Here is a 26,137-nt window from a genome sequence, read left to right on the forward strand (position 1 = left end):
TCCTACTGCCCGCACCTCCCCCTTCATCCCGATACGAAGCCAGCACGCGGCCGGTGGCGTCGGGTCAAGGCACGCTTTCCAGCCTTGACGCGGCGTTACCGGCCGTTGTCACGATCAAGCGTCGGGGTGGAGGAGATCGACGACTGCGCGTAACAGGTGGCGATACACCGGCGACCGGTATGTCACGACGCTCGTTGAGGGGGCCGCCATTGACTACCGGGACTTGTGCGCCGCCGCTGGGTGGCGCTGCGCAAGGTGACCCGCTGGCGGCCGCGTCGTCCGGCCGGTGGGCGGAGCGGAGCGGCAGCCCGCCGTGTCGGGAACCGGCGCGGCCGCCCAGGCGAGGGGCTACCAACGCGCCCGGCGCGCCGCCCGGCGGCGGCGCGCCCTTGATCCCATAGAGGCAAGTTCGGCAGCAGACGCGGGTTGGAGCCGGGCGCGTCAGCGTGCTCGACGGCTGTTTGCCGCCTCGTTAGCGGCGAATTCTTGAGCTGCGGCGAGACGGTTGAGGGCAGAGGCTATCGCCAGCAGGGCGTGAACATGTGCGTCGGCTAGCTTGTTGCCTCCAAGGGCCGCCAGTGCCTGTGTCTCGTGGCGGCCTGGTCCGAGCATTGGGTCGTCGCTCACCTGAAGTACCTCCAGCCTGTCGAGTGCGCCCATTATCGGGTCCAGTAGTCAGCTCCAACGACTCGTGGTTGAACTTGACTTACGTCTCCATCCGGATGGACTAGTGTGCCGCGCGATCGTCATGCTCCACACCTCCTTGGTTCGCTGCACGACAATTCGCGAAATGTGCCGCGTGTCGTTGGCGACAAATCGGACTGCATGTGCTGACCTTGTGTAGGCGTCGACGCTGGCTCGAGGCCGCCACAACGGGACCACGGAGTCAAGCATGAGATTCACGGAAGAATTTGGCATCACGCCAGATGCTGACGACGATTGGTTTGACGTCGAGGTCACCGAGGATACCCCGCTCTACGTAGATCCATTTCTCGTGTTCGAGGATGATGACGAATTTTGGTCGGATACGCACGACGAAGTTGTGAAGTTCTTTGGCATCGCGCTCGATTATGTTTGCAAGGCAAATGGAAATCATGACTCTGCTCACTGGGGCAAAGCGGAGCGTATGCTCATGTTTCCTGAACCTAGTGAATTCGTCTTGGGCCTGTCAATGGGCCATCCCCTAGGGTCGGGAACTGGACGCGACTTCGCATTTCGCATGGCTGACGCTCTCGATATTCTTCGCCGTCATTCGATTGATACAGTGAAGTACGTAGAGGCGTTCGCGCTATTCTGTGATGGAATGGGCGTTGATCGAATTAGTGATTTGTTCTGTAACGTTGTCAAGCAGCGTTTCATCAAATACACGTTAAAGATTGTAGGCAGGCATGCGATAGATGTCACTTCGGTTCGAGTAAAGCACGCTGATTGGAGCAGAGCAACGGGGCGATGGGTTGACGCCAATGTGATGCTTCCAAAGAACCCTGCCACTAATAGAGGTGTCATTCTATGTCCAACACGTTTTTTGAAGGATATTCCGATCGTTACACCAGACGGGTTTTGGTCCTGGGCTGAAATAAACGAGGGAAGGGTTCTTCGGGATGACTTGAACTACGATCTTGCGGAGAGTTTGAGTAAGAGCGAAAAGATTGCTGAAGGACGCCATGTGGCACGCAGGGAACCCGGAATGGCGTTTCGCTATCTCGACGAGAAGGCGGAAGAAGATCACGAGCCTTACGACGTCGACAATGACCCAAAACTCCTTGTGGGTTGGGCGGAGGCGGGGCGAAATGCAGCTGAGGCGACTGGGCGAAACCTGGAACAACCAACCGGAGAGGATGGCTTTTTGACTTGGGTCAGAGGCTTGATGGTCGAGTTCAAGGATGCCGTTGAGCAAACTGACTTGTGGAAGGTTCTATGGAGCGATGATCTAACTAAGCATCGGCCCGAAAAGATCGTTCAGGCCGTTGCATCCTGTATGTGGGTCTCGCAGTGTCGGGCTGTCGATGTAGACATTTCTCGCGAAGTAAATATTGGACGTGGCCCAGTAGATTTCAAATTCTCTGCGGGGTGGACGAAGCGTGCGCTCGCGGAGATAAAGCTGATTAAGAGTACGCAGTTCTTCTCTGGTGCATCGAAACAGCTTCCTCAATATCTAAAGTCGGAGAAGATTGAAGGCGGGTTCTATCTGTGTGTTGGATTCACGGATCAAGACTTTGAAGAAGAGAGACTCAAACGGGTTCGTGACACATGCAAAGCACTTTCTGAGGCAAAGGATGTAAAGATCGAGCCAATATTTGTTGATGCCAGACATTACAACAAGCCCTCGGCGTCGAAGATCAGAAGCTAGCGGGAGGCGAGATGGCTAAATTTGCAGTGCTCTACAGCACCGGTCGTTCCGGTCTCGATGAAATTGTAGAGGCAGACTCGTATAGGATTGAAGGCCAATTCTTCGTCTTTATCAAAGACAAGCAGGTGGTTCGATCACTTAAATCTGCCATAGTTGTACAGGTGAAACGTCTTGATGAGCCCGGTGAGTAAGTTATGCCAGTTAGGAGACTTACTGGGGCATCGCAGTCTGCGGTTTGATTCGAGCAATCAGACTAGGCGTTTCGTGTATCCCGATTTGGTTAGGTGCTTAAGGGAGCTAACTACGTTAGCCGGGATTCGCTGTTCGATAGCGAAGCCTTTCTCGGCATAGACGGTGATGCGCTGCGTGTCGCCAACAAGCATGTTGATGACGCGGTCCACATCGCCGATGCTCTCGATGTACTCGTCCAACGGCAGCGGCCGTGAAGCGCAGATGACGTCGACCTCGGGCCACAGCTTCTTGCAGGTCGCGTACGCGCGGCGCTGCTGGTACGGCCGGGAGATGAGGACGACCGACCTGACCTCGATGCCGCGTGACTCCAGCAGCTTCCGAGTGAGCGTGATGTTGTCGCCTGTGTTCCGCGCCTCGGGTTCGACCAGGATGGCGTCATCGGGCACGCCCAGCTCAAGCGCATGTTCGCGGTAGTGCACCGCCTCGCCGCGCGGAAACTGTTCGACGGTCGTCGGGGCGTTGGCTCCGGTGAAGACGATGAGGGGGAACATTCCGGCGTGGAACAGTTCCGCGGTGAAGGTGGCGACCCCGAGGTCGTGGCTTCCGAGTCCGATCCCGACGTCGGCGGGGCGGAGTTCGTGGTGCATGTCGTGGTAGTCCCAGAGCGTCTGGACGTCGGCGCGGAGGTCGTCCGGCAGGGTGGTCGAGCGCTCGGGCATCTGGGTCTCCGGGGTCAGTCGGGGATCTTGAAAGTGTAGGTCCAGGAGAAACGGCTTGCGGCGTGCACGCCTCGTGCGAACTCGACCACGCGGCCGTCCTCGGTGTACGTGCGGCGTTGCAGGACCATGACGGGTTCGCCTGCGGGCAGTTCGAGCTGTTCCGCCTCGTCGGGCGTCGGCATCCGCGCGTAGAAGGTCTCGGTCATGGTGTCCGGCTCAAGACCTTGCAGGGTGAGGACCAGGAACCCGCCGCCTCGTCCGGCTGGGCCGGGGGTTGGGTCGACGATGGGTGTGCCTTCGACGTCGGCGGGCCGGTAGTAGCTGGTGAGTACGTGGGTGGGCTGGCCGGCGTCCTTGACCAGTCGTGCCCGCTCGTAGACCGGTGATCCGACGATGACACCGAGGGCGTCGGCGACTTCTCGGTCAGCTTCGATCTTGGCGACGGTCTGCGTCTGGTCGGTCGGCTTCCAGTCTCGGCCGGACGCTTCGCGGTCTGCGACGAAGGCGACGGTGTCGCCGTACTTCCACTTGCTCTTCGCGTACCGATCCTTGCCCAGGCGCTTCATGGGCGGGCGTGCACGAACGACGGTCCCGCGTCGTCTGATCGGCGTGACCAGTCCTTCGGCTTCGAGGACACCGACGGCCTTCCGAACGGTGTTGACGTTGACGTCGTACTCGTCGGCCAGCTCGTCTTGCTTGGGCAGCGTGGTGTCCGGGGCGTAGTCGCCCCGCTGGATCGCGTCTCGCAGGATCGCGGCCAGCTCTCGGTAGCCAGTGCCCACCTGGTCCTCCTTCGTCGGTCGATAACGCTAGCGGTATCACCCATCATGGTCTACGGAGCCTGATAGAGATAGTTCTATTGACAACCGGCACGGCGAAGCGCTTAATAGAACTACCTCTAACAGGTGCAAGCCCGGTAGGGCTCCAGAGACGACAGGAGACAGACGACATGGCGATCGCCAAGGGACACCGTTTCGAGATCGACTTTGATGCCGCGTTCCCGCTGGGGCTGGTGATGGTCGGAGAGGTCGCGCCGGACAACGAGTACCAGTCGCGGGAAGACCGCTCCGCAGGCCGACCTGTTCGTCAGCGGGTCGACGAAGTGACGGGCAAGCGGCAATGGAAGGCCACGGTCACCGACCCGAGCGAGACCAACTCCAAGCGCGCGTCCTATGACGTCACGTTTCTGGCCGATGTGCAGCCAGTGCCGACGACGTCGGAGGTGTTGCCGGGTATGCGGCCGATCGAGCTGGAAGGCCTGACGGCTGAGCCGAAGGTGGCTGGTCAGGGCGAGTTCAAGTACCAGTCCTACGTATTCCGCGCGACCGGTTTCAAGGCTGCCGCATCGGGTGGCGCATCCAAGTCGGGCCGTGCCTCCAACACTGCCGAGTCCACGCCCAAGGCGGCGTGATGACGGGCCGGGTGCCTGGCAGTCAGGGCGTGGCCGTGGTTCCACCGCACCTGGTCCAGAGCTGGGAGACGGCGTATCGCCACTACAGCGCGATGACGCAACGGACCGCACAAGGTGGGGATGCCTTGGCGGCGCATGACATGGCCGTCGCTTCCTTTGCGGTGGCGTCGGCGTGGCGGGAGCTGGCGACTCAGGGTCAGTTGCCGTGGTGGGTGCTGGCTGCGGCGTCGGCGGCTGCCGAGGGGTTCGAGGAGAACGCGCGGTCGTGGGAGATCCGTGCTTACAGCGAGGAAGGGCACGGCCGTGGCGTTCAACGCGATGTGGAAGCCGGGACGGCAGGCGGTCGCGGGGATGCAGGGCAATGGTTCGGCGAACCCGGCACTGGTGATCTACCTGGACCCGGACAGCCTGGCGATCCTGCCGCCGTCCGACCCGGCCGAGTGGCCGGAGTTCATCCGGCTCCTTCGCCAAATCCGCGACAGCGCGGACGAACTGGCCGTCTTCCTCACCAAGCATCAGGCGGTGCGCGATGACGACACCCGGCCGGAATGAGCCACAAACGCTCCGGGACGCGCACGCGGTCGCCTCGGCCCGCAGGCCGAAGCCGGGGTCGAACCTGGAGACGTGGCTGAAGTTCCACCAGGCCAACGCGCGCATGTACCGCGCCGTGTCCGATGTGGACCGAGGACATCACCACGAACTTCGTTACTGGGTGGGCTACGAGGAGCGGAAGGCCGAGGAGGTGGCCGCGCAGATCCAGAAGGGCAAGTCGCAAGCCAGCTAGAAACTGAATGACAGAGCGAAAAACGCGCGTGGGGCCGTGCGGCGTACAAACACGTCCTCACGCGCTGCGCAAGCCCCGTAAGGCGCAGAACCGGTAACTGGCCTAGGAACCTCGCCGGTCCTGCGCTGTCCACAACCTCTGGAAGTGAACAATGACAACGCTAAACGATGGCAATAAGCGTCCGCTAGACGGGGTCACCCGAACGCGCTGCACAGTCTGTAAACGGTTTGCCAAGCTCCTGCCCGGCGAGACCGAATGCGCTCCCTGCCGGGGAATGCTGCCGCTGGACCTGACCGGCGGTGGTCGCCGATGAACGCGAACGGGATCGGCCTTCTCCTCGTCGGCGGCGGCGTGCTGGGTGTGGTGGTGTGGCTGCTGCACAAGCTCGGCCGCGCCCTGGCCACGATCGCGGAAGTCCTCGCCGCCGCTGCCGTGGTCTTCATCGCCCTGTGGTCGGCCGTGAAATTGTTGGGGTGGCTGGGAAAGCAAGTCTTCCAACACTGGCGGACCAGTCTCGGCGTGATCGCGGTGGTGGCCTGGTGGCATTGGCTCGGCTGGCTCTCACTCGCCATCACCGTCGGTTCGGTCGGCGTGGTTCTGGTGGTGTGGCGGCTGCTCGACGTGGTGTCGTTCGACCGGTGCTGCGGCCGGTTCCTACGGGCATGGTGGCTGCGCTGGTTCACCTACGCCCGGAAACTGCCCGGCTGGCTGCACGCCTGCGGCCTCTCCATCTCCGACGGCACCGTGCCCGTCGAAGTCACGGTCAACCTCGTCAGCCGCCGTCGCAAGGCGGTCTCTCGTGCTGCGGCTGGTAGCGCTGCGATGCAGGTGCCGAAGGTGCTGGGGGTGAAGTCGGGGCCGTCGTGGGATGAGGTCCGCGTCCGCCTCGTGCCAGGGCAGAAGCCAGAAGACTTCGACGACGCCGCCCGTGCTCTCGCGGTCGCTCGCAAAGTGAGCCGCTGCCAGGTGCGAGAACTCGAACCCAACGTCGTCTCGCTCGACTTCCAGCGCCGCGACCTCCTCAAAGCTTCGGTGGACTGTGCGGAGCTGCCCGACCTGGCGGCCGTCGATACCGTGGATCTACGGCGAGTGTTCGCCGGACGCACCGAGTACGGGAAGGACTGGCGGCTGCCGCTGACCGGTCCTGGCGCGCACATGCTCGTCGCCGGTGCCACTGGAGCCGGAAAGAACTCGGTCATGTGGTGCCCGCTCGTGTCGGCTGCGTCGGCGATCCGGGCCGGGACAGTGCGCGTCTCGGGGATCGACCCGAAGGGGATGGAACTCGCCTACGGACGCGGGATCTTCGCCCGCTACGGGGTTGCGGGCAAGGAAGCGATCGAGGTCCTGGACGACCTGCTCGACGGCCTTGAGACCCGCAAGCGCGAGTTCGCCGGGCACACCCGCAACGTACCGATCTCCACCGACCACCCCTTGGAGGTCCTGGAGTTCGACGAGATCGGCGCACTCACCAAATACACCGACCGCAAGAGCCGCGAAGCGATCGTCGAACGGGTGGCGATCCTGACGACTCAAGGTCGGGCACTCGGCTACACGGTGCGCGGGTATGTGCAGGAGCCGACGAAGGACACCGTTCCGGTACGTGAGCTGTTCCCCCGGCGGGTCTGCCTGCGCGTCACGTCCAAGACGCACGTCGGGATGGTCCTCGGCGACGGCGCCTATGAGCGCGGGGCGTGGGCGAACCGGATCGACGAGTCGGCTGCGGGCGTCGGCTACATCTGGGGCGAAGGCATCCGCGAACCGCTGCGGGTCCGGGCTGGCTGGGTCCCGGACGCGACGGTCAAGGCACTGGAAACCTACGTGACCAACGGCGGCGCTCACGTCGTCGACCTGGCCACCCGTCGCGGCCCAGAGGGAATGGCGGCATGAACCGGCTCATGATCTTCCTCGACGCGATCCGCGACCACCTCAACTCGTTCGCCCTGCCTCCGGCCGCCTCGGTCCGGGTTGGGGTAGGGCCTGATCCGATCACGGTGCAGCTCGACTCCCGTCGGCTTGAGGACGTCGCGCGTGGCCTGCTCGCCTGGGCCAACTCCCTGGAGGACGCGAAGGCGTCGCTGTGGCGTCCTGAAGGCGGCGGCTCGGTGCACCTGGAACTCAGCGGCCGGACTCCCTGCGGAGTCCCCGTCGTGGTCTACGGCGGTGTCTGGTTCGACGAGGCCACGTTCCCGGACCTGCCTGCGGGGATGCGACAGGAGATGCCGGTGTTCGTGCTGCGGCAGTGGGACACGCCTGGGGAGGTGGCCGCCTGATGAGCACCCACGAATCCGCGGTGACCATGCCGGCCAAAACCCGGGCCGCTCGGATGCGGGAACCCCTGGCCTCCGACGTGGTCAAGGCGACCGCTGAGAAGCACGGCGTGTGCGTCCGGCCGTTCACGATGGAGGTCGGGGACACCGACACCGGAGAACTCCGCTACGTCCCCGTCCCGTGTGGCTCGACCGTCGAATCGGTGTGCCTGCCGTGTGCTCGCAAGGCGAAGGCGCTGCGACAGGTTCAGTGCCGCGAGGGCTGGCACATGACCGAAGAACCCGACTTCACCGCAGAGCCACCAAGCGAGGTTCAGACGGAGCTGTTGGCGTTCCGGGCTGACCTCGTCGCCGCCTACCGGCAAGAGACGGGCCAGGCCGAAGCGGAGGAGCTACGGGAGGAAATCCAGGGAGTCGACGAAGAACTTCGGCAACTCGGGATGCGCGGCCGCCTCCCCTCGATCGACCTGCCCACCAAGAAGGCAGTGAAGCGCTCGACAAAACGCCGGCAGGACGCGCCCAACCTGCCCCGGCGCAAGGTCGCCAAGACCACCGTGGGCCGCGAGTACGCGGGACGGTTCCGGCCGTCGATGTTCGTCACGCTCACCTGCGACACCTACGGCCCGGTCCGGTCGGATGGCGCACCGGTCGATCCGTCGACCTATGACTACCGGCGGGCGGCTCGCGATGCGGTGCACTTCTCCGCGCTGGTAGATCGCTGGTGGCAGAACCTCCGGCGGGTCGTCGGCTGGGACGCGCAGTACTTCGCCACCGTCGAACCCCAACGGCGGGCCGCGCCACACCTGCACGCTGCTATCCGGGGATCGGTCCCGCATGACGTGATCCGCCAAGTCACCGAAGCGACCTATCACCAAGTCTGGTGGCCAGAGCATGACCAGGTGGTCTACGTCGACCGGATGCCGCTCTGGGACGGCGACCGCCGGGTGTTCGTCGACCCCGATACCCGTGAACCGCTGGCGGAGTGGGACGACGCGATAGAGGCCGTGGAGGACCCGGCGCACGTGGTCACCTTCGGCCGACAGGTGCACTCCAAGGGCATCCTCGGCGGGACGGAGGAAGCCGGGCGGCACATCGGCTACCTGACCAAGTACCTCACCAAATCCACCGGTGAGGTGGTCGAAGCCGACACGACGCGGCAGAAGGATCACCACGACAGGTTGCACGCGGAGCTCTCGGTGACACCGTGCTCTCCTAGGTGCGCGGTGTGGCTGCTCTACGGGATCAATCCCAAGGGTGCCAACGGAAAGACCACTCCAGGGCATTGCAAGGGGCGGGCGCATCGGCGGACCACGCTCGGCCTGCCGGGGCGTCGGGTACTGGTGTCGCGCAAGTGGTCGGGGAAGACGCTCGTCGACCACAAGGCGGACCGGAAGGCGTTCGTCCTGCAGGCGCTGGCGGCGGTCGGGATTGAGAAACCGGCACCGGACCCGGCTCGGTTGGTCTGGCGCAAGGTCGACTCTGGCGACCCGTCCGTGCCTCCTCGGGACCACCTGGTGATGCACGCCATCTCCGAACGGATCACCTGGAAAGCCGAGTACGACAAAGCACTACTCGCCGCGCAGAGTCCACCCAATCTTTCGGCAACTCCACTCGCGGCCTAAGGGGGGTCACATGAACAACGTGCACGACGTCGATCCACTCTGGACAGTAGAGGACGTCTCTGCCTACCTCGGCGTTCCCGTCGGGACGCTGTACCAGTGGCGCAGCAAGGGTTACGGCCCTGCTGGCCGTCGCATGGGCCGATACGTGCGGTATCGCCCTGAGGACGTCCGGGCGTGGGTTGATCAGTTGGCCGTCGAGGTGGCCTGATGCCTCGGCCTCAACTGGAGATCGGAACGTACGGGGAGATCCGGTATTCGCCTGTTCCGGGCGGGTACCGGGCTCGTGCGCTGTTCCGCGACTTCGACGGCAAGACCCGAGAGGTAGAACGGACCGGGAAGACGAAAGGCAAGGCCGCGCAGCGACTCAAGGACGTGTTCCGCGAATGGACCGGGTCGACGACTGGCGAGATCACCCGGGAGACGCACCTGAAAGTCCTGGCTGAAGTCTGGATGGACCAGGTGCGGCAGGACGTCGAGGACGGCAAGAAGTCGCCGACCACCGAGACCGCGTACGAATCGGTCTTGAACGCTCACGTCGTGCCGGGCCTCGGGGAGCTGCGGATACGAGAAGCCACCGTGATGCGGCTGGATCGCTTCCTTGGGACTATTCAGCTCAACGTCGGAGCGTCGACGGCGAAGACGGCGCGGACCGTCCTTTCGGGAATGCTCGGGCTGGCGGCTCGATACGACGCGATCGACGGCAACCCGACTCGGGACACTCGGCGCATTCCGACGGCGAAGAAGCAGCCTCGCGCGCTGGACGCGGACGAACGCGCTGGGTGGCTGGCGCGGCTGGAGGCGAACGAGAAGGCGGTGCGCTGGGACCTGCCCGACTTGTCCCGGTTCATGATGGCGACCGGCGTCCGCGTCGGTGAAGCGCTCGCGACGTACTGGGAGGACGTCGACCTGGTGGCGGGCACGGTCGACATCACGCACACCGTGGTCCGGATCAAGGGGCAAGGGCTGCTCCGCAAGCCGCGTCCGAAGAGCGAGTCCAGCAAACGCGCGCTCCCGCTCCCCTCCTGGGCCGTGGACCTGCTGAAGAAGCGGGCGGCAGCATCTGGCCCTATCTTCCCCAGCTCGACCGGCGGGATGCGCGATCCGAACAACGTCCTGCGGGTCATCCGGGAGATTCGCGGTGGAGAGGACTTCCTCTGGGTCACCTCGCACACCTTCCGGAAGACGACGGCGACCGCGCTGGACGACGCGGGGGTGCCGACGCGGTTGATCGCGGACCAGCTCGGCCACTCGCGGGTGTCGATGACGCAGGACAACTACCTGGAACGGAAGACGGTCTACCCGGCCACGGCGAAGGCACTGGAAGGGCTCTTGGATAAACCCGTCCGACTCCAAAACCGGGGATAAACCGGGGGAGATGATCTTGACCCTGGATGGCCACAACGCGTGGACCAGGCGAAAGAGTGGGCCGCCTGGGGCTCGAACCCAGAACCTACGGATTAAAAGTCCGCAGCTCTACCAATTGAGCTAACGGCCCGTGCGGCCGAGTCTAGTAGACCGCCGCCGACCACCAGGATGCCGGGGCCGCCGCTGGAGCGCCATGGAATTGTCGGGGGTCTCTGCCATGGTCGTGGGCATGGACACGATCCCTGACGAGAACTACTCGGCCGGCTGGGTGGGTGATCGCCCGGAGTCTCCGCGTGTGGCGAGCGAGCGCGAGATCCTGACGTCCACGCTGGACTGGCATCGTCGCACCTTCGAGCTGAAGTGCGAGGGTCTGACGCCGGAGCAGATGGCCATCCGGGCGGTGGAGCCGTCGAGTATGTCGCTGCACGGGCTGCTCAGGCACCTCACCGGCACCGAGCGCTGGTGGTTCCGCCTGCAGTTCGCGGGCGAGGACGTCCCGATGCTCTATTACTCCGACGAGCGGCCCGAGCAGGACTTCGACGACACCGACGGCGACGTCGAGGCCGCGTGGGCGGCGTGGCGCGAAGAGTGCGCGCGGTCGCGGGAGATCGTGGCGGCCGCTTCGCTCGATGACACGGGCACGACCCGCCGCGACGGTGAGCCGTTCTCGCTGCGGTGGCTGCTGACTCACCACATCGCCGAGTACGCGCGCCACGACGGCCACGCCGACCTGCTGCGCGAGCGCATCGACGGGAGGACAGGCCACTGAACCCTTGGAGTGCGATGCTGGGCCGATGAACGCCGATCCCGATTCCGGCCTCCTCTCCCCGGTCCGCGCCGGCACGCCCGCCGAGGCGGCGACGGGTGATCTCGCCTGGTTGCGGGCCCTGCTCGACACGGAGGCGGCGCTTGCCAGGGCGCAGGCAGCGACCGGGCTGATCCCGCGCGAAGCCGCGGAGTCGATCACCGCGGCGGCCGCGACGGTCGAGATCGACGTGGTCGCGCTGGCGAGGGCGGCGCGGGAGACGGCGAATCCGGTCGTGGGGTTGATCAAGGAGCTGACCGAGGCGGCCGGTACGGAGTACGTCCATCGCGGCTCCACCAGCCAGGACGTCTTCGACACCGCGATGATGCTGGTCGCCGCGCGGACAAGGGCGCTCCTCGCGGCAGACCTCGAGGCGACGGCGAGCGCGCTGGCGGATCTCGCCCGCGCGCATCGCGACACGATCATGGCCGGGCGCACCCTCACCGCCCACGCGGTCCCGACGACGTTCGGGCTCAAGGCGGCGGGCTGGCGTCAGCTGACGCTCGACGCGCTCACCAGGCTGAACCGCGTCGTCCTGCCGGTCTCGCTCGGCGGCGCGGCCGGTACGCGTGCCGCGTACGGCGAGTACGCGCGCCTCGCCGACCTGCCCGACGGCTATCCGCAGCGGTTGCAGACGGCCTTCGCCGAAGAGACCGGTCTCGCCGAGACCACGCTCCCCTGGCACACGCTCCGCACCCCGACGGCCGACCTCGCGGCCGCCCTGTCGTTCACCGCCGCCGCGCTCGGGAAGATCGCGGTCGACGTCCAATTCCTGACGCGCACCGAGGTCGGTGAGGTCAGCGAACCCGCGGGCGAGGGCCGTGGCGGTTCTTCGGCGATGCCGCACAAACGCAATCCGGTGCTGGCGACGCTGATCCGGTCGGCCGCGCTGCAGGTCCCGGTGCTGGCCACCGGCGTCACCCAGGCCCTGATCTCCGAGGATGAGAGGTCCGCGGGCGCGTGGCACGCCGAGTGGCAGTTGCTGCGCGAGTGCCTGCGTCTGACCGGCGGCGCCGCGCATACCGCTGTGGAACTCGCCCGCGGTCTGGTCGTCGACGACGAACGCATGCGCGCGAACCTCGCCCTCACGCACGGCCAGATCGTCTCCGAGCGGCTTTCGACCGTGCTCGCCCCGCTGCTCGGCAAGGCGCGCGCCAAGGAAGTCCTCGGGCACGCGTCCCAACTCGCCTTGGCGCAGGACAAGCCCCTCGGCGAGGTCCTTTCCGGCCTGCCCGAGATAACCGGGGTCCTGCCCGCGGAATCCCTCGCCGACCTGCTGGATCCCGCGAACTACACCGGCTCGGCCGGGGTGCTCACGGACGCCGCGCTGGGGGCCTGCGAAGAAAATCCGGGAACTGCTTGAACCGGTCCCGAGTAGGGCCCGTGTAGGGGGTACAAGCTCACCGCGCCAAGCCGCGGAACCCCCTACGGACAAGGAGAAATCCCATGCTTCGCAAGCGTTTCGTCGTCGCAGCGGCGGCCGCGGCCGCGGGCCTGGTGGTGCTGTCGGCCTGCTCCGGTGGCACCGAAGCGGCGGGACCCGCCGTCGCACCGGCCGCGGCGGTCGCCGGGGCCGGCGGGAACGCCCCCGCGGCCAAGGGTGAGACCAAGGTGGCCGTGGCCGAAGCCGGGAATCTCGGCCAGGTGCTCGTCGACAAGGACGGGTTCACCTTGTACCGCTTCGACAAGGACAGCGCGAAGCCACCGAAGTCCAATTGCGATGGTGACTGCGCGAAGGCCTGGCCGCCGGTACTCACCGAGGGCGACGTCCAGATCGAAGGCGTGGACCAGGCTTTGGTCGGCGAGGTGGCCCGCGCTGACGGCCGCAAGCAGGTCACCGTCGGCGGCTGGGCGCTTTACCGCTACGCCAAGGACGCCAAGGCGGGCGAAGCGAAGGGGCAGGGCGTCGGCAGCACCTGGTACGCCGCGAATGCCAAGGGCGGCAAGGCGGGCCAGGCGGCGAAGGAGGCTCCGGCCGAACAGAAAGCGGACGGCGCCAAGAAGCTGGTCGCGAGCAACGTCGACGGCATCGGGCCGGCCATCGTGGACCAGGACGGCTTCACCCTCTACATGTTCACCAAGGACAAGAAGAACAAGCAGCCGACCTGCAACGGTGACTGCGCGAAGACCTGGCCGCCGATGCTCGCCGAGGGCGACGTCCAGCTCGAAGGCATCGAGTCGAAGCTGCTCGGCACGGTGAAGCGCGCGGACGGCACGACTCAGGTCACGGTCGGCGGCTGGCCCGTCTACCGCTACGCCAAGGACGCGAACGCCGGCGAGGCGAACGGTCACGGCGTCGGCGGCACCTGGTTCGTCATCGAGCCCGCCGGCTGCAAGAGCTCCGCGCCGGTGAAGAACAAGGCGGCCCAGAGCGGGAACGCCGCCCCCAAGAAGGAGGAAGGCGCTCCCGCCCAGTCCGGTGGTTCGGAGTACGGATACTGAGACCTAGTGGGCGAGGCCCGGTGGCCGCTCTTCACGAGCGACTGCCGGGCTTTTCTCATGCTTCGGCCGCGGCGAACCGTCCGGGACGGGTTCGACGACCGTGGCACTGTCGGCCCGGTCCGTGACCACGGTTTCCTCTTCGTCCTCCGGCAGCAGCACCTTGTGCCGCGCGGGCAGGAACGCGATCACCAGGCCGAGCGCGGCGAGGCCGAGGTGCAGCCAGTTGTCCGGACCGTTGAGGTTGAACGGGTTCCCCGCCTGTGAGACCGGGTTCGTCGAAACGGTCCCGGTGATCATGAGCCCCCAGACGAACAGCGCCCCGAAGGCGGCGAACGTCAGGAGACCGAAGACCCGGGACCGGCCCGAACCGAAGGTCAGCAGCAGTCCGATCGCGCCCAGCAGGACGAATCCGAGGTTGTAGAGCGGATTCACCGAGAACCCGAGGACGGTCTCGTCGCTGCGGCCGATGAAATCGGCGAATCCCGTCCGGGTGAAGCCCACGATTCCGAACACCAGGTAGGCCAGGCTCGCCAGCCCTGCGAGGACCTGCGCGGGCTGGATTCCCGCCGTCCGGATACGTGCGCGTCGTACACGTGCCATTGCTCCGCCTTCCAGAGTTGGCCACCTAAATTCACGCTGGGGGACGGATACCCCGGGACCGTCTTGGACAAACCGGAAAAACGCTTCCTGGCAACACCGTGCGTTCAAGGCGTCACGGAACTCGTTTTTAAACGAGACTTGCGTCACACGAACAGGTCAGCCGTGAACACGAATGGGTGATTCGGGCAACAAATCGTGTGGGCAAGGTGAGCGGAGTCTTCCTCCTGGCGGGGCTGTTTCTGGGAGCCATCGCGGCGATGCTGCTGGTTCCGTCGTCGCGTTCCGACCCAGCGGCGGTGGCTGTCGCGGCGTCGGGGGACGCGGCGGTGACCGTCGAGGCCGAGCCCGTCGACCCCCCGGCGCCATCCCCCTCGGCGGCGCCGGGGTCTTCGGCGCCACCGAAGGCCGCGGATCCCGGCAAGCCGCCGGCGACCGTCGACACCCAGGCCCTCGCGGGACTCGTCCCCGACGGTCAGGTCAGCGCGGTCGTCTACGACCGCACGGCCAAGAAGACCACGGTTTCCGTCAAAGCGGACCGTTCCTACACTTCGGCGTCGCTCGTGAAGCTCCTCATCGCACTGGAAGCGCTCCAAGCGGGCACACCGCCGGGCACCGTGCAGCGGATGCTCTCGGTCAGCGATGACGACATCGCCAGCATGCTGTGGACCGCGCACGGCGGGCCCGCCATCGTCACCCGCTGGGCGACCAAGATCGGCCTCTCCGGCACGCGCCCGCCCGAGGATCCGGGTCGCTGGGGTGACACCCGGATCACCGCCGCGGACATCGCGAAGATCTACCGCTACCTACTGGACCAGGTGGGCGTGGGAACGCGGACGACGATCATGCGGGCGCTGAGCGGCGCGACGGAGACCGGGTCCGACGGGATCCGCCAGTATTTCGGGATCCCGGACGCCGTCGGCGACCTTCCCTGGTCGATCAAACAGGGCTGGGCGTGCTGCCGCGGCGCCCGGATCCTGCACAGCTCCGGCGTGGCCGGAAAGGACGGCCGCTACATCGTCGTCGTCCTGACCTCCCAGCCGACGTCGACCACCTATCCCGGCGCCGGAAGGCGGGTGACGGAGGCGGTGAAAGCGCTGCTCCCCGCGCTGAGCTCGGCCTGATCCGCCTATTGACGACCTGTAAACAAGGTGGGACAGTGGCCGCACGCCACTCTTCCGGGAGGTCGTCATGAGCACCGAAGCCCGCCTGCCCGCCGTGACCCCGCTCGGCCCGGATTCCGTTGCCTGGCAAGTGGTCGGCGACCGGAGACTACTGCTCGGCGCGGGGACGGCGTTACTGCTGCAGGTCGCGCATCCGGTGGTCGGCGCCGGTGTCCACGACCATTCGAACTACACCGAAGACCCGTGGGGCCGCCTCGACCGGACCATCGATTCGTTGCTGTCCCAGGTTTTCGGTGGCCAGGAGGCGATCGCGGAAGCCGAGCGGCTCCGCGAGATGCACAAGACGATCAAAGGCGTTGACCATCATGGCGAGCGCTATCACGCGCTGAACCCCGAGGCCTATTGGTGGGTGCACGGATCGACCTTCTGGACGACCCTCCGCATGCTGGATGTCTTCGTACAACCCTTGTCACACGAGGAAAAACGTCGCTTCTACGCGGAATGGCGACGCCTCGGACTGCTCCTCGGCCTCCGCGAGCACCACATGCCGGCGGACCTCGAAGGGTTCGAGGTCTACTTCGACGACGTCGTCGCGAACAGACTCGAAGACAACCACACGGTGCGGGAACTGCTCGGCTCGATCACCATGCGGGACACTCCGCCGCCACCGTGGTGGTTCCTGCCGGAAGCCTTGTGGCGCCCGGTAAGGCCGGCGGGCGGGACCATGCTGACCCGGTGCGCGATCGGCTTACTGCCCCCGGTTCTCCGCGACCGCTTGAGTCTCAAGTGGACAGACGCGGACGAACGCCGTCTCCGTCGCCTCGGAACGCTCACGAGGGCGGCCGGGAACCGGGTTCCCGACCGGCTTCGCTTGTACCCCAAGGCTTACCGCGCCAAGCGCGGCTAGCTACTCGACGACGTCGACCAGCGCGCCCTTGGCACCGGTGTTGGGCAGCGGCCACGGGGTGACCCCGCCGTTGGAGACGATCTTCTTGTCCTGCGGCGCGCACGGCGGCACGGTCCGCGCGCCGATCCACGCCAGCACGTCGGGGACCTGCGCCTTGAAGGTGTTCATGTTGTGCCCGGCGTCCGGGATCCGCCACGACGAGAGCGTCGCGGGCGCGCGGACGGCCTTCTGCATCTGGTCGATCGAGAAGCTCTCGAAGTTTTCCTTCTCCCCGGCGATCGCGAGGATGTCGACCGGCGACGGGTGCTTCTGCAGGTTCACCGAGACCGTGTTCGCGTCGATGATGTCCTGCCTGCCCTTGAACAGGTTCTCGGTCTCCGCGTCCACCGAAGCCTTGTAGTAGCCGCTGACGCTCGCCGCCTGGCCGTACCACTGCGGGTGCCGGGTCACCAGGTTCATCGCGCAGTACCCGCCCGAGGACCAGCCCGCCATCGTCCACGCCTTCCGCTGCGGGTTGGCGCCGAGCTTGTCGATCGCCCAGTCGCGGATGTCGGCGCTCAGGTAGGTGTCGTTGGCCGTCCCGTTGACCTGGTCGATACATTCGGTGTCGTGACCGATCTTCGGCTTCCCTGTCGGGTCCGGGATGATCACCAGGGTCGGCGGGAGCACGTGCTTCGCGATGGCCGCGTCGAGTTTGGCGGGCAGTTCGTACGGGCCGGTGACCACTTCGGGGCCGGACGGGTAGTTCGGGATCCATTCGATGACCGGGAACTTGAGCGACCGGTACGCCTGGTCGTAGTACTGGGGCGGGAAGTACACCGTGACGTCGCGGGTGAGGCCGGTGCGCTTGCCCGTCACCGTCATGTGCACGACGGAGCCCTTGCCCTCCTTGGCCCGCATCGCCCCGGCGTCGCGCAGCTTGTCGAGGTCCGAGCCGTTCTCCCCGGCGACAGCGTTGACATTGTCCCCGGAATAGACCCCGGTGCCGAACAGGGCGCCGACCGTCGGGAAGAACCCGCCAATCATGTTCCCGCCCATGCCGGTGCTGACCACGATCAGCACCACCGCGACGAGGATCGTGCTGCTGCGGCCGAGGACCTTCCGGCGCCAGCGTTCCCAGAAGAACGGCACCGCGATGATCGCGAGCAGCGTCAGCGTCACGACGATGACGAGGTTCAGCGTGGAATCGAGCCGGATGGCACTCAGTCCCAGTCCCATGGCGATCGTGTTCCTCCCCGGCCGCGGCACGCCCCCGCACCGCACTTCCCACATCTGGACCAAGAGACGTGCGACCACCGGGAAGTGTTGTCCAGGGTGACGCGAGTCACCCTGGACAAACCGTCTTCCGGGCTACTCAGCCTTCGAGAGCGGTACGCAGTACCCCGATCGCCTGCTTTATCGCCGCCTCCGCGGCATGCGTTTCGCGCAGCGTGTTCAGCATGACGAAGTCGTGGACGATGCCCTGGTACCGCACGGCCGTCACCGGCACTCCGGCCTGACGCAGCTTCGCGGCGTACGCCTCGCCCTCGTCACGCAGGACGTCGGCTTCCCCGGTGATCACCAGCGCGGGCGGCAGGCCCGCCAGCTCGTCGAGGCTCGCCCGCAGCGGCGACGCCGTGATCTCCGCGCGCTGCGCCGGGTCGGTCGTGTACTGGTCCCAGAACCACTTCATGCCTTCGAGGGCGAGGAAGTAGCCCTCGGCGAACCGCTTGTAGGACTCGGTGTCGAAGTTCGCGTCGGTGACCGGGTAGAAGAGCACCTGCTGACGGAAGGTGACGTCGCCGCGCTGCTTCGCGAGCAGGGTGAGCGCGGCGGTCATGTTCCCGCCGACGGAGTCACCGGCGATCGCGATCCTCGTGCTGTCGAGCCCGTTCTCGGCGCCGTGCTCGGCGACCCACTTCGCCACCGCGTAGTTCTGCTCGATGGCGACCGGGTAGCGCGCCTCCGGCGAACGGTCGTATTCGGGGAAGACGACGGCCGCGCCCGCGCCGACGGCGAGCTCGCGGACCAGGCGTTCGTGGGTGTGGAAGTTCCCGAAGACCCAGCCGGCGCCGTGGATGTAGACGATCACGGGCAGCGGGCCGGTCACGCCCTGGGGCCGGACGATGCGGACCTCGACGCCGTCGACGTGCGTGGTCTCGACGTCGGCGGCGGGCAGTTCGACGTCGCCGCCCTGGACCTCGTCGACGGCCTTGCGTCCCTCGTCCGGCGGCAGCTGGAAGAGGAACGGCGGGGTGGCTGTCGCCTCGACGAAGGCCTGCGCGGCCGGTTCGAGGGCCAAGTTGTGCGGGTTGGCGGTCATTTCTGCCTCCTGGGAGCGAAGTCGATGGACTGAAGGTAGCCCGCAACTCAGTTGTGCACAACTAAAATGCCCTCAAGGAGATTTAGCCCACTCAAGTGGCGGGCTGAGGCATGATCGACGCACCATGGGACGAGGAGGACCGATGCCGACGGACAACACCGGATCGCTGTGCCTGGACGATCAGCTGTGCTTCGGGCTCTACGCGGCATCGCGGGCCGTGACCGCGCTTTACCGCGTCGTGCTCGACGATCTGGGCCTGACCTATCCGCAGTACCTGGTGATGCTCGTGCTCTGGGAGGAGGACGAGCGGCTGGTCAAGGAGCTCGGCACCGTGCTGAACCTCGATTCCGGCACGCTGTCGCCCCTGCTCAAGCGCCTGGAGAAGTCCGGCCTGATCCGGCGCGACCGGCAGGCCGACGACGAGCGGTCCGTGCGCATCAGCCTCACCGAGGACGGTGCCCGGCTCAGGGACCGCGCGAGCGGGATCCCGAAGATCATCGGCGACGCGATGGGCCTCGACGCGGCCGGTCTCGCCCGCACCCGCGCGGAACTCGATCGCTTGACCGAATCCGTGAACGCCTACCGTCAGACCTACGTCCCGGCCGGTTAGCATGGGATTTCCGGCGCGGACAAAGGGATGACGATGATCGATCACGACGCGGCGCTCAAGGCCGTCGAGAACAGCTTGGACCGGCCCTCCGCGGCCCGGGTCTACGACTACTTCATCGGCGGCGAGACCAACTACGCCATCGACCGCCTCTTCGCCGAGAAGGTGCGCAAGCGCCTGCCGCTCATGGGCGACTACTGCAAGACCAGCAGGCAGTTCCTCGGCCGGGCCGTGCGGCATTGCGCGGAGCTGGGCATCCGGCAGTTCGTCGACATCGGCTCCGGCCTGCCGACGGCGGGCAACGTGCACGAGGTCGCCGACGAGACGCGACCGCAGGAGGACACGCAGGTCCTCTACATCGACAACGAGCCGATCGCGCTCGCGCATTCGACGCTGCTGCTCGCCGACACCGCCGATCCGGACCGGCACCACGCGGTCGCCGCGGACCTGTTCGATCCCGAGGGACTCTGGGAACGGGTGATGGACTCCGGCATCATCGACGTCGAGGAGCCCGTCGCGCTGGTGATCAACGCGGTCATGCACTTCATCAAGGACGAGCAGGACCCGGACGCGCTGCTGGCCTTCTACCGCGAACGGCTCGCGCCGGGGTCGCTGCTGGTGCTCTCGCAGATGACCAACGAGAACCCGGCCAACGACGAGGAGCGGCAGGCGCTGCTCGACATCCTCGAGTACTACGAGACCACGACGAACCCCGGTTTCCTGCGCACGATGGACGAGTTCCGGCGGTTCTTCGGCGGCTGGCCGCTGCTGGAGCCGGGCCTGGTCTACGCGCCGGCGTGGCACCCGGACGAGAAGACGGTCTTCGCCGGGGCACCCTCGGAGTCGCGCGTGATCGGCGGGATCGCCCGCAAGCCGTAATAGCTCTGGAAGTACATGAAGGCCCCCTTCATTGCGCCTAGCGCAGTGAAGGGGGCCTTCATGTACTTGTGACGCGCGTCGCCTTGCAGTGCAACTAGGTGCATATGAAACTGGGTGCATGGCACTGGAGCACGCGATCCTGGTCTCCCTGTCCGAGCGGTCCGGCTCGGGCTACGAGCTGACGCGCCGCTTCGAGAAGTCCATCGGACTGTGGTGGAACGCCACCCACCAGCAGATCTACCGCGTCCTCAAGCGTATGGAGGACGCCGACTGGGTGACCGTCGACCAGGTCGCGCAGTCCGGCAAACCCGACAAGAAGGTCTACACCGTCGGCGACGCAGGCCGGGTCGAACTGGCCCGCTGGCTCGCCGAACCCGATCCCTCGGCCACGGCCAGGGAACTCGCCGTCAAGATCCGTGGCGCGACGCTCGGCGAACCCGGCGCCGTCGCCGCCGAGATCACCCGGCATCGCGACGCGCACACGGACCGGCTCGACGCCTACCTGCTGATCGAGAAGCGCGACTTCCCCGACCCCAGCGTCCTCAGTGGACAGTCGTTGCACCAGTTCCTCGTGCTGCGCGGAGGAATCCGAACCGAACAGGGCCACGTCGAGTGGCTCGAAGAAGTCCTCCGGGCATTCCACCACGATGCGTAAGGACCCAGCGATGAGCCAGTACCCGAACCTGCTGTCCCCGCTCGACCTCGGCTTCACCACCCTGCGCAACCGGGTGATCATGGGCTCGATGCACACCGGCCTCGAAGACAAGGAAGCGCATTTCCCGCAACTGGCCGAGTACTACGCCGAACGCGCCCGCGGTGGCGTCGGGCTGATCGTCACCGGCGGGTTCGCGCCGAACCGGACCGGCTGGCTCCTGCCGCTGGCGTCGAAGCTCTCGACGCGCGCGGAAGCCAAGGCGCACAAGCGACTCACCGATCCGGTGCACGAGGCGGGCGGCAAGATCGCGCTGCAGGTCCTGCACGCGGGCCGGTATTCCTACCATCCGCTGAGCGTTTCGGCGTCGGGGATCAAGGCACCGATCAACCCCTTCAAACCGCGGGCCCTGTCCGGGTACGGCGTGCTGCGGCAGATCCGCGCGTTCGCCGATTGTGCCTTCCTGGCCAAGGAAGCGGGCTACGACGGCGTCGAGATCATGGGCTCCGAGGGGTACTTCATCAACCAGTTCCTCGCCGAGCGGACCAACAAACGCACCGACAAATGGGGCGGCAGCGCGGAGAACCGGCGGCGGATCGCCGTCGAGATCGTGCGCCGCACGCGGGAAGCGGTCGGCGAGGACTTCATCATCATCTATCGACTGTCCATGTTGGACCTCGTCGAGGGCGGCCAAAGCTGGGAGGACGTCGTCGCGCTGGCCAAGGAGGTCGAAGAGGCGGGCGCGACGATCATCAACACCGGCATCGGCTGGCATGAGGCGAGGGTGCCGACGATCGTGACGTCGGTGCCGCGCGCGGCCTTCACCTGGGTGACCGGGAAGCTCAAACCGCACGTCGGGATCCCGGTGGTCACGTCGAACCGGATCAACATGCCCGAGGTCGCCGAGGAGGCGCTGGCCGGCGGCGACGCGGATCTCGTGTCGATGGCGCGGCCGTTCCTCGCCGACCCGGAGTGGATCCGGAAGGCCGAGACCGGGCGCGAGGACGAGATCAACACCTGCATCGCCTGCAACCAGGCCTGCCTCGACCACGCGTTCAAGCGGAAGCTGGTGTCCTGCATGGTCAACCCGCGTGCGGGCCACGAGACCACGCTGACCCTGTCGCCCACCCGCAAGACCAAACGCGTCGCCGTCGTCGGCGCCGGTCCCGCCGGGCTCGCGGCCGCGACCAGCCTCGCCGAGCGGGGCCACGCCGTCGAACTGTTCGAGGCCGACGACGAGATCGGCGGCCAGTTCGGGATCGCGCGGAAGATCCCGGGCAAGGAGGAGTTCGCCGAGACCATCCGGTACTACACGCGACGGCTGGAGGTCACCGGCGTCAAGGTCCACCTCGGCACCCGTGCGACCGCCGAAAGCCTTGTCGAAGCCGGGTTCGACGAGGTCGTGCTGGCCACCGGCGTGACACCCCGGGTGCCGTCGCTCCCCGGCATCGACCACCCCAAGGTGCTGTCCTATGTGGACGTCGTCCGGCACGGGAAACCGGTGGGCGACAAGGTCGCCGTGATCGGCGCGGGCGGTATCGGCGTGGACGTCAGCGAGTTCCTGACGCACACCACGTCCCCCGCGCTCGATCTGGACGCGTGGATGGCCGAATGGGGCGTCACCGATCCCGAGCGGGCGGCCGGCGGGCTGACCGAGCGGAAGGTCGAGCCGTCACCGAGGCAGGTCTTCCTGCTGCAGCGCAAGAAGTCCGGTATCGGCGCGGGGCTGGGCAAGACCAGCGGCTGGGTGCACCGGGCCGCGTTGAAGGCCAAGCGGGTCGAGCAGCTCACCGGGGTCACCTACGACCGGATCGACGACGACGGCCTGCACATCACCGTCGGTGACAAGCCGCGCCTGCTCGCCGTGGACACCGTCGTCGTCTGCGCCGGCCAGGAGCCGGTGCGCGACCTCGCCGACGGCCTGCGGGCGGCCGGACTGCCGGCGCATCTGATCGGCGGCGCCGACGTCGCGGCCGAACTGGACGCCAAACGGGCCATCGATCAGGGAACGCGCCTCGCCGCCGTTCTCTGACGAGTGGCGCGTGAGATGGCAGGATGAACCCTTGTGCGGGACGTATGCGTGATCGGGCTCGGGTTGATCGGCGGTTCGCTGCTGCGCGCGGCGAACTCGATCGGCCGCACCACGTTCGGGGCGACGACCTCGGAAGCGGACGCGGACGCGGCCAGCAGAGCGGGTTTCGACGTGACCACGCAGGTCGAAGCGGCGCTGGGCAAGGCGGCTGAGCGGGACGCGATGATCGTGCTCGCGGTACCGCTGCCCGCGGTCGAAGAGGTGCTTCGGACCGTTTCGCGGGTCGCCGGGCACTGCGTGCTCACCGACGTCACCAGCGTGAAGGGCCCGGTGCTCGACTCCGTCCGGCGCCGCGCGCCGTACGCGAAGTTCGTCGGCGGGCATCCGATGGCCGGGACGGCCGAGTCCGGCTGGAAGGCCAGCAACCCGGCGCTGTTCGGCGGCGCCGCGTGGGTGCTGGGTGTCGAGCACGACACCGATCTGACCGCGTGGGCCGAGGTCGCGGGGCTGGTGCTGGACGTCGGCGCGCATGTCGTGCCGCTGCCCGCGGACTCGCACGACGAGACCGTCGCGCGGATCTCGCATCTGCCGCATATCTTCGCGGCCATCCTGGCCACGATCGGCGCGCAGGGCGGGCCGCTGGCGATGTCGCTGGCCGCCGGGTCCTACACGGACGGCACGCGGGTGGCCGGGTCGAGCCCGGCGCTGGTGCGGGCGATGACCGAGGGCAACCGGGAAGCGCTGCTGCCGATCGTCGACGAGGCGCTCGGGCGGCTGGGTGCCGCGCGGGGTTCGCTGGCGTCGACGGGCGGTCTCGCGGTCACGGTCAACGCCGGTCACGAGGGTGCGCAAGCGTTTGCGGCCGGTAAGGACGCGGAACGCGCGGGGGTGCGGGTCAGCCTGACGGCCCCGGACGCGCGGGACGGCCTGATCGCTCTCGGCGAGCGCGGTGGCCGGATCACGGCGATCGACGGCGGCACCGCGATCGGCGAGGTCTCCTAGCCCGGCAAGGTCTTCGCCGTCGCGCGCCTCTTTGGCCGAAGGCCACGAAGACGTTTTGCAGGGCGCCGACTCGCCGACGTGAGTGTCGTACGGCCTGCGCCCTGCGGAACGTCTTCGTCAGCGCGCGACAGATATCACTGCGGGGGCTGCTGGTTCTGGGGCGCCTGCGGGGTGTCGGGGGTGTCGTCGAACTTGTTGATGAAGTCCTTCGCCTTGCCGACCCCGGAGTCGATCTGGGAGTCGTGGCCGGAGAACTTCGACTTGGCGAAGTCCGCCGCCTTGTCCAGGCCACCTTCGATCTTGTCGTTGTGCTCGCGGAGAGCGTCGGTGGCCTTGTTCTTCAATTCATCGAAGTTGATGCCCATGCCCTAATCGTCACACAGGTACCGGTGAACCCGCCCCGGCGATCACCCATCGCGGGGACACCTTCAGAACGGCCGGTCGCCGACGATGGCGACGCGTTCGGCCACTCGCGCGTACGGGTGGTAGTCGTTGACGGCGTAGTGCTGCGTGGCGCGGTTGTCCCAGAAGGCCACCGAACCGGGACGCCAGGTGAAGCGCACCTGGAACTCCGGGACGTGCGCCCGGCTGAACAGGTACCGCAGGAGCCTGTCGCTCTCGTCTCGGTCGAGCCCGACGATGCGGGTCGTGAAGGCCTGGTTCACGAAGAGGGTGCGCCGCCCGGTTTCCGGATGCGTGCGGACGACAGGGTGCTCGACAGGCGGGAAGGCGTCCTGGTGGCGCAGCAGCAGTTCCGGGTCGCTGAAGCGGTCGAAGCCGGGGATGAAGTCGTGCACCGCGGTCAGCCCGTCGATGCGCCGGCGGACGTCTTCCGGCAGGTTGTCGTAGGCGGCGGCCATGTCGGCCCACATCGTGTCGCCGCCGACGGGCGGGACTTCGATCAGCCGCAGGACCGAGCCGAGCGCGGGCTCGGGCCGGAAGGTGACGTCCACGTGCCAGATGTTCTCGAACGCGGGCATGGTCGCCGACCTGCTGAACCGGGTGGTGTCTTCGGTCTCGCCCTTGGGGATGAAAGGGTTCGTCTCCAGCTCGCCCCAGTTGGCGGCGAACGCGCGCTGGTGCGCCGAAGTGATGTCCTGGTCGCGGAAGAACAGCACCTTCCACTCCAGCAGCGCGCGGTTCACCTCGGCGTGCAGGGCGGGCGTCAGGGGCTCGGCGAGGTCGACGCCGCTGATCTCGGCGCCGATCACCCGTCCCAGCGGGCGCAGCGAGAAAAGCTTGTAGGGGCGTTCTTCGACACCCTCCGGCAGGCGCCGCAGCACACGCGGTCCTTCGAGGATCCCGCCGTCGGGGACGGTCGCGGGGCGGAGGTGGACACGGTCGGGCAGTTCGATGGACATACGTGCTCCCTGGATTTCACCGTCGGATGACTTGGCGAGATGAGGAGCTACGCGGGCGGCGAACCCAGACGTCCACGACGCAGGAGAAGTGCGACGACACCTTCGCCCGCCGAGCGGATCGGCGAGGACTTCAGGATGACGGACACGTCTTCATGGTGACGGCGGGACGGGAGCGGGGTCAACCTCGTCCACGGGACGGGATATTCACCGTCGCCGCTCGTAGGGATAGCTTCCCGACCAGGCGTTCCGCTCCTCGCGCGGGCTCAGCGCCTCGGCCAGCACCCACTGCGAATGCGTCGTGCCGCCCCGGCCGACCGGGCCGAGCTGGAAGGTCACCCAGCCGACCCAGTGCGCCGTCGTCGTCGCCCGCCACATCCCGAGCAGCCCGGGGACGGTGCCGGTCAGGTCCAGGCCGTCGGGGAGACGGGTCTTCGAAGCGTCCACCGGGTAGACCAGCTTGAGGTCGACCCAGACGGGTTGATGGGGCCGGACCATGTGCAGGTGACGCGGCCCCGGCGGCAGCGTGTCACCAGTGTCGAGCATGGGGTCGATTATGCGTGAAAACTCGAACATTAGTTCGAGACCATGCTCACCCTCCCCCATCCGGGTGGGTCCGTCGCTAGTGTGACGACAGGTGATAATTGGCATATCCCAGCGTTAGTTGGCATGGTGCGCTGTGCTCGGTCGACGGGACCTGCCATGCGGCCGGCCGACTGG

27 protein-coding genes and 1 tRNA gene are annotated in these 26,137 nt (G+C 66.7%); 19 read left to right on the forward strand and 9 right to left on the reverse strand.

Going from position 1 to position 26,137, the window contains the following annotated elements:
• Positions 1 to 892 precede the first annotated feature (892 nt).
• Entirely contained in the window at positions 893 to 2,350 is a 1,458-nt protein-coding gene (locus ACZ6YV_RS12755) for a hypothetical protein (protein WP_465509708.1), read from the forward strand.
• Positions 2,351 to 2,598: 248 nt separating this feature from the next.
• Here the strand turns inward: ACZ6YV_RS12755 and ACZ6YV_RS12760 are convergent, their stop codons facing one another.
• Together ACZ6YV_RS12760 and ACZ6YV_RS12765 are read right to left on the reverse strand one after the other, a co-directional pair.
• Positions 2,599 to 3,261, reverse strand: coding sequence for a YdcF family protein (locus ACZ6YV_RS12760; protein WP_465509709.1), 663 nt, complete (start codon positions 3,259 to 3,261; stop codon positions 2,599 to 2,601).
• Between the two features lie 14 nt (positions 3,262 to 3,275).
• Positions 3,276 to 4,043, reverse strand: coding sequence for a GntR family transcriptional regulator (locus tag ACZ6YV_RS12765; protein WP_073845835.1), 768 nt, complete (start codon positions 4,041 to 4,043; stop codon positions 3,276 to 3,278).
• 167 nt (positions 4,044 to 4,210) lie between these two features.
• On the opposite strand from ACZ6YV_RS12765, the gene ACZ6YV_RS12770 reads away from it, so the two are divergent.
• The 8 genes from ACZ6YV_RS12770 to ACZ6YV_RS12805 all read left to right on the forward strand — a co-directional run bounded on the left by ACZ6YV_RS12770 (position 4,211) and on the right by ACZ6YV_RS12805 (position 10,710).
• Positions 4,211 to 4,672 (forward strand): hypothetical protein, encoded by a 462-nt coding sequence (locus ACZ6YV_RS12770; RefSeq protein WP_101611406.1) that lies wholly within the window; start codon positions 4,211 to 4,213, stop codon positions 4,670 to 4,672.
• Between the two features lie 276 nt (positions 4,673 to 4,948).
• The gene (locus ACZ6YV_RS12775) at positions 4,949 to 5,224 is read left to right on the forward strand and encodes a hypothetical protein (RefSeq protein ID WP_465509710.1); all 276 of its coding nucleotides are present in this window, start codon (positions 4,949 to 4,951) and stop codon (positions 5,222 to 5,224) included.
• Positions 5,202 to 5,456: an AMED_5909 family protein gene (locus ACZ6YV_RS12780; RefSeq protein WP_465509711.1), complete on the forward strand. Its 255-nt coding sequence runs from the start codon at positions 5,202 to 5,204 to the stop codon at positions 5,454 to 5,456. Before ACZ6YV_RS12775 ends, ACZ6YV_RS12780 begins: the two co-directional genes overlap by 23 nt.
• Positions 5,457 to 5,765: 309 nt before the next feature.
• The gene (locus tag ACZ6YV_RS12785) at positions 5,766 to 7,343 is read left to right on the forward strand and encodes an FtsK/SpoIIIE domain-containing protein (RefSeq protein ID WP_465509712.1); all 1,578 of its coding nucleotides are present in this window, start codon (positions 5,766 to 5,768) and stop codon (positions 7,341 to 7,343) included.
• Positions 7,340 to 7,726, forward strand: coding sequence for a hypothetical protein (locus ACZ6YV_RS12790; protein WP_465509713.1), 387 nt, complete (start codon positions 7,340 to 7,342; stop codon positions 7,724 to 7,726). Before ACZ6YV_RS12785 ends, ACZ6YV_RS12790 begins: the two co-directional genes overlap by 4 nt.
• The gene (locus tag ACZ6YV_RS12795; protein WP_465509714.1) at positions 7,726 to 9,345 is read left to right on the forward strand and encodes a replication initiator; all 1,620 of its coding nucleotides are present in this window, start codon (positions 7,726 to 7,728) and stop codon (positions 9,343 to 9,345) included. The genes ACZ6YV_RS12790 and ACZ6YV_RS12795 overlap by 1 nt, the downstream gene beginning before the upstream one ends.
• A 10-nt stretch (positions 9,346 to 9,355) precedes the next feature.
• Positions 9,356 to 9,553 carry a helix-turn-helix transcriptional regulator gene (locus ACZ6YV_RS12800; RefSeq protein WP_063277239.1) on the forward strand — a complete coding sequence of 66 codons (198 nt, stop codon included), beginning with the start codon at positions 9,356 to 9,358 and terminating at the stop codon, positions 9,551 to 9,553.
• Entirely contained in the window at positions 9,553 to 10,710 is a 1,158-nt protein-coding gene (locus ACZ6YV_RS12805; protein ID WP_465509715.1) for a tyrosine-type recombinase/integrase, read from the forward strand. The genes ACZ6YV_RS12800 and ACZ6YV_RS12805 overlap by 1 nt, the downstream gene beginning before the upstream one ends.
• Positions 10,711 to 10,767: 57 nt before the next feature.
• On the opposite strand, the gene ACZ6YV_RS12810 is transcribed toward ACZ6YV_RS12805, so the two are convergent.
• Positions 10,768 to 10,840 (reverse strand) — tRNA-Lys (locus ACZ6YV_RS12810).
• A gap of 99 nt (positions 10,841 to 10,939) precedes the next feature.
• Here ACZ6YV_RS12810 and ACZ6YV_RS12815 point away from each other — a divergent pair.
• The 3 genes from ACZ6YV_RS12815 (at position 10,940) to ACZ6YV_RS12825 (ending at position 13,957) form a co-directional block, all read left to right on the forward strand.
• On the forward strand, positions 10,940 to 11,479 hold the full coding sequence (locus ACZ6YV_RS12815; protein ID WP_465509716.1) for a DinB family protein: 540 nt from the start codon (positions 10,940 to 10,942) through the stop codon (positions 11,477 to 11,479).
• A gap of 25 nt (positions 11,480 to 11,504) precedes the next feature.
• Positions 11,505 to 12,878: a nitrosuccinate lyase gene (locus ACZ6YV_RS12820; protein WP_465509717.1), complete on the forward strand. Its 1,374-nt coding sequence runs from the start codon at positions 11,505 to 11,507 to the stop codon at positions 12,876 to 12,878.
• A gap of 83 nt (positions 12,879 to 12,961) precedes the next feature.
• Complete coding sequence (locus ACZ6YV_RS12825) at positions 12,962 to 13,957, forward strand: SCO0930 family lipoprotein (RefSeq protein ID WP_465509718.1); 996 nt, start codon at positions 12,962 to 12,964, stop codon at positions 13,955 to 13,957.
• Positions 13,958 to 13,960: 3 nt separating this feature from the next.
• Here the strand turns inward: ACZ6YV_RS12825 and ACZ6YV_RS12830 are convergent, their stop codons facing one another.
• A complete protein-coding gene (locus ACZ6YV_RS12830; RefSeq protein ID WP_465509719.1) occupies positions 13,961 to 14,557 on the reverse strand; it encodes a DUF4383 domain-containing protein in 597 nt (198 codons plus the stop codon).
• 197 nt (positions 14,558 to 14,754) lie between these two features.
• On the opposite strand from ACZ6YV_RS12830, the gene ACZ6YV_RS12835 reads away from it, so the two are divergent.
• Together ACZ6YV_RS12835 and ACZ6YV_RS12840 are read left to right on the forward strand one after the other, a co-directional pair.
• The gene (locus tag ACZ6YV_RS12835; RefSeq protein ID WP_465509720.1) at positions 14,755 to 15,678 is read left to right on the forward strand and encodes a serine hydrolase; all 924 of its coding nucleotides are present in this window, start codon (positions 14,755 to 14,757) and stop codon (positions 15,676 to 15,678) included.
• 67 nt (positions 15,679 to 15,745) lie between these two features.
• Complete coding sequence (locus ACZ6YV_RS12840) at positions 15,746 to 16,585, forward strand: oxygenase MpaB family protein (protein ID WP_465509721.1); 840 nt, start codon at positions 15,746 to 15,748, stop codon at positions 16,583 to 16,585.
• On the opposite strand, the gene ACZ6YV_RS12845 is transcribed toward ACZ6YV_RS12840, so the two are convergent.
• Together ACZ6YV_RS12845 and ACZ6YV_RS12850 are read right to left on the reverse strand one after the other, a co-directional pair.
• The gene (locus ACZ6YV_RS12845) at positions 16,586 to 17,803 is read right to left on the reverse strand and encodes an alpha/beta hydrolase (protein ID WP_465509722.1); all 1,218 of its coding nucleotides are present in this window, start codon (positions 17,801 to 17,803) and stop codon (positions 16,586 to 16,588) included.
• A gap of 136 nt (positions 17,804 to 17,939) precedes the next feature.
• Positions 17,940 to 18,887, reverse strand: coding sequence for an alpha/beta hydrolase (locus ACZ6YV_RS12850; RefSeq protein ID WP_465509723.1), 948 nt, complete (start codon positions 18,885 to 18,887; stop codon positions 17,940 to 17,942).
• 142 nt (positions 18,888 to 19,029) lie between these two features.
• On the opposite strand from ACZ6YV_RS12850, the gene ACZ6YV_RS12855 reads away from it, so the two are divergent.
• The 5 genes from ACZ6YV_RS12855 to ACZ6YV_RS12875 all read left to right on the forward strand — a co-directional run bounded on the left by ACZ6YV_RS12855 (position 19,030) and on the right by ACZ6YV_RS12875 (position 24,059).
• Positions 19,030 to 19,497: a MarR family winged helix-turn-helix transcriptional regulator gene (locus tag ACZ6YV_RS12855; protein WP_465509724.1), complete on the forward strand. Its 468-nt coding sequence runs from the start codon at positions 19,030 to 19,032 to the stop codon at positions 19,495 to 19,497.
• A gap of 27 nt (positions 19,498 to 19,524) precedes the next feature.
• Complete coding sequence (locus tag ACZ6YV_RS12860; protein ID WP_465509725.1) at positions 19,525 to 20,373, forward strand: SAM-dependent methyltransferase; 849 nt, start codon at positions 19,525 to 19,527, stop codon at positions 20,371 to 20,373.
• A gap of 118 nt (positions 20,374 to 20,491) precedes the next feature.
• Entirely contained in the window at positions 20,492 to 21,028 is a 537-nt protein-coding gene (locus tag ACZ6YV_RS12865) for a PadR family transcriptional regulator (protein WP_465509726.1), read from the forward strand.
• Positions 21,029 to 21,038: 10 nt separating this feature from the next.
• Complete coding sequence (locus ACZ6YV_RS12870; RefSeq protein ID WP_465509727.1) at positions 21,039 to 23,057, forward strand: oxidoreductase; 2,019 nt, start codon at positions 21,039 to 21,041, stop codon at positions 23,055 to 23,057.
• Between the two features lie 48 nt (positions 23,058 to 23,105).
• Positions 23,106 to 24,059, forward strand: coding sequence for a prephenate dehydrogenase (locus tag ACZ6YV_RS12875; RefSeq protein ID WP_465509751.1), 954 nt, complete (start codon positions 23,106 to 23,108; stop codon positions 24,057 to 24,059).
• 134 nt (positions 24,060 to 24,193) lie between these two features.
• Here the strand turns inward: ACZ6YV_RS12875 and ACZ6YV_RS12880 are convergent, their stop codons facing one another.
• From ACZ6YV_RS12880 to ACZ6YV_RS12890, 3 genes are all read right to left on the reverse strand, one after another.
• Positions 24,194 to 24,424, reverse strand: coding sequence for an antitoxin (locus ACZ6YV_RS12880; protein WP_465509728.1), 231 nt, complete (start codon positions 24,422 to 24,424; stop codon positions 24,194 to 24,196).
• 63 nt (positions 24,425 to 24,487) lie between these two features.
• On the reverse strand, positions 24,488 to 25,420 hold the full coding sequence (locus ACZ6YV_RS12885; RefSeq protein ID WP_465509729.1) for a TauD/TfdA dioxygenase family protein: 933 nt from the start codon (positions 25,418 to 25,420) through the stop codon (positions 24,488 to 24,490).
• Positions 25,421 to 25,624: 204 nt separating this feature from the next.
• On the reverse strand, positions 25,625 to 25,963 hold the full coding sequence (locus ACZ6YV_RS12890) for a hypothetical protein (RefSeq protein ID WP_378238253.1): 339 nt from the start codon (positions 25,961 to 25,963) through the stop codon (positions 25,625 to 25,627).
• Between the last annotated feature and the right edge of the window lie 174 nt (positions 25,964 to 26,137).

The sequence above is a fragment of the Amycolatopsis sp. NPDC102522 genome (assembly GCF_055584485.1).

Coding starts and splice junctions, on each gene's coding strand:
- ACZ6YV_RS12755 (WP_465509708.1), top strand. CDS start 893: ATGAGATTCACGGAAGAATTTGGCATCACGCCAGATGCTGACGACGAT.
- ACZ6YV_RS12760 (WP_465509709.1), bottom strand. CDS start 3,261: ATGCCCGAGCGCTCGACCACCCTGCCGGACGACCTCCGCGCCGACGTC.
- ACZ6YV_RS12770 (WP_101611406.1), top strand. CDS start 4,211: ATGGCGATCGCCAAGGGACACCGTTTCGAGATCGACTTTGATGCCGCG.
- ACZ6YV_RS12780 (WP_465509711.1), top strand. CDS start 5,202: ATGACGACACCCGGCCGGAATGAGCCACAAACGCTCCGGGACGCGCAC.
- ACZ6YV_RS12785 (WP_465509712.1), top strand. CDS start 5,766: ATGAACGCGAACGGGATCGGCCTTCTCCTCGTCGGCGGCGGCGTGCTG.
- ACZ6YV_RS12790 (WP_465509713.1), top strand. CDS start 7,340: ATGAACCGGCTCATGATCTTCCTCGACGCGATCCGCGACCACCTCAAC.
- ACZ6YV_RS12795 (WP_465509714.1), top strand. CDS start 7,726: ATGAGCACCCACGAATCCGCGGTGACCATGCCGGCCAAAACCCGGGCC.
- ACZ6YV_RS12800 (WP_063277239.1), top strand. CDS start 9,356: ATGAACAACGTGCACGACGTCGATCCACTCTGGACAGTAGAGGACGTC.
- ACZ6YV_RS12805 (WP_465509715.1), top strand. CDS start 9,553: ATGCCTCGGCCTCAACTGGAGATCGGAACGTACGGGGAGATCCGGTAT.
- ACZ6YV_RS12815 (WP_465509716.1), top strand. CDS start 10,940: ATGGACACGATCCCTGACGAGAACTACTCGGCCGGCTGGGTGGGTGAT.
- ACZ6YV_RS12820 (WP_465509717.1), top strand. CDS start 11,505: ATGAACGCCGATCCCGATTCCGGCCTCCTCTCCCCGGTCCGCGCCGGC.
- ACZ6YV_RS12825 (WP_465509718.1), top strand. CDS start 12,962: ATGCTTCGCAAGCGTTTCGTCGTCGCAGCGGCGGCCGCGGCCGCGGGC.
- ACZ6YV_RS12830 (WP_465509719.1), bottom strand. CDS start 14,557: ATGGCACGTGTACGACGCGCACGTATCCGGACGGCGGGAATCCAGCCC.
- ACZ6YV_RS12840 (WP_465509721.1), top strand. CDS start 15,746: ATGAGCACCGAAGCCCGCCTGCCCGCCGTGACCCCGCTCGGCCCGGAT.
- ACZ6YV_RS12845 (WP_465509722.1), bottom strand. CDS start 17,803: ATGGGACTGGGACTGAGTGCCATCCGGCTCGATTCCACGCTGAACCTC.
- ACZ6YV_RS12850 (WP_465509723.1), bottom strand. CDS start 18,887: ATGACCGCCAACCCGCACAACTTGGCCCTCGAACCGGCCGCGCAGGCC.
- ACZ6YV_RS12855 (WP_465509724.1), top strand. CDS start 19,030: ATGCCGACGGACAACACCGGATCGCTGTGCCTGGACGATCAGCTGTGC.
- ACZ6YV_RS12860 (WP_465509725.1), top strand. CDS start 19,525: ATGACGATGATCGATCACGACGCGGCGCTCAAGGCCGTCGAGAACAGC.
- ACZ6YV_RS12865 (WP_465509726.1), top strand. CDS start 20,492: ATGGCACTGGAGCACGCGATCCTGGTCTCCCTGTCCGAGCGGTCCGGC.
- ACZ6YV_RS12870 (WP_465509727.1), top strand. CDS start 21,039: ATGAGCCAGTACCCGAACCTGCTGTCCCCGCTCGACCTCGGCTTCACC.
- ACZ6YV_RS12880 (WP_465509728.1), bottom strand. CDS start 24,424: ATGGGCATCAACTTCGATGAATTGAAGAACAAGGCCACCGACGCTCTC.
- ACZ6YV_RS12885 (WP_465509729.1), bottom strand. CDS start 25,420: ATGTCCATCGAACTGCCCGACCGTGTCCACCTCCGCCCCGCGACCGTC.
- ACZ6YV_RS12890 (WP_378238253.1), bottom strand. CDS start 25,963: ATGCTCGACACTGGTGACACGCTGCCGCCGGGGCCGCGTCACCTGCAC.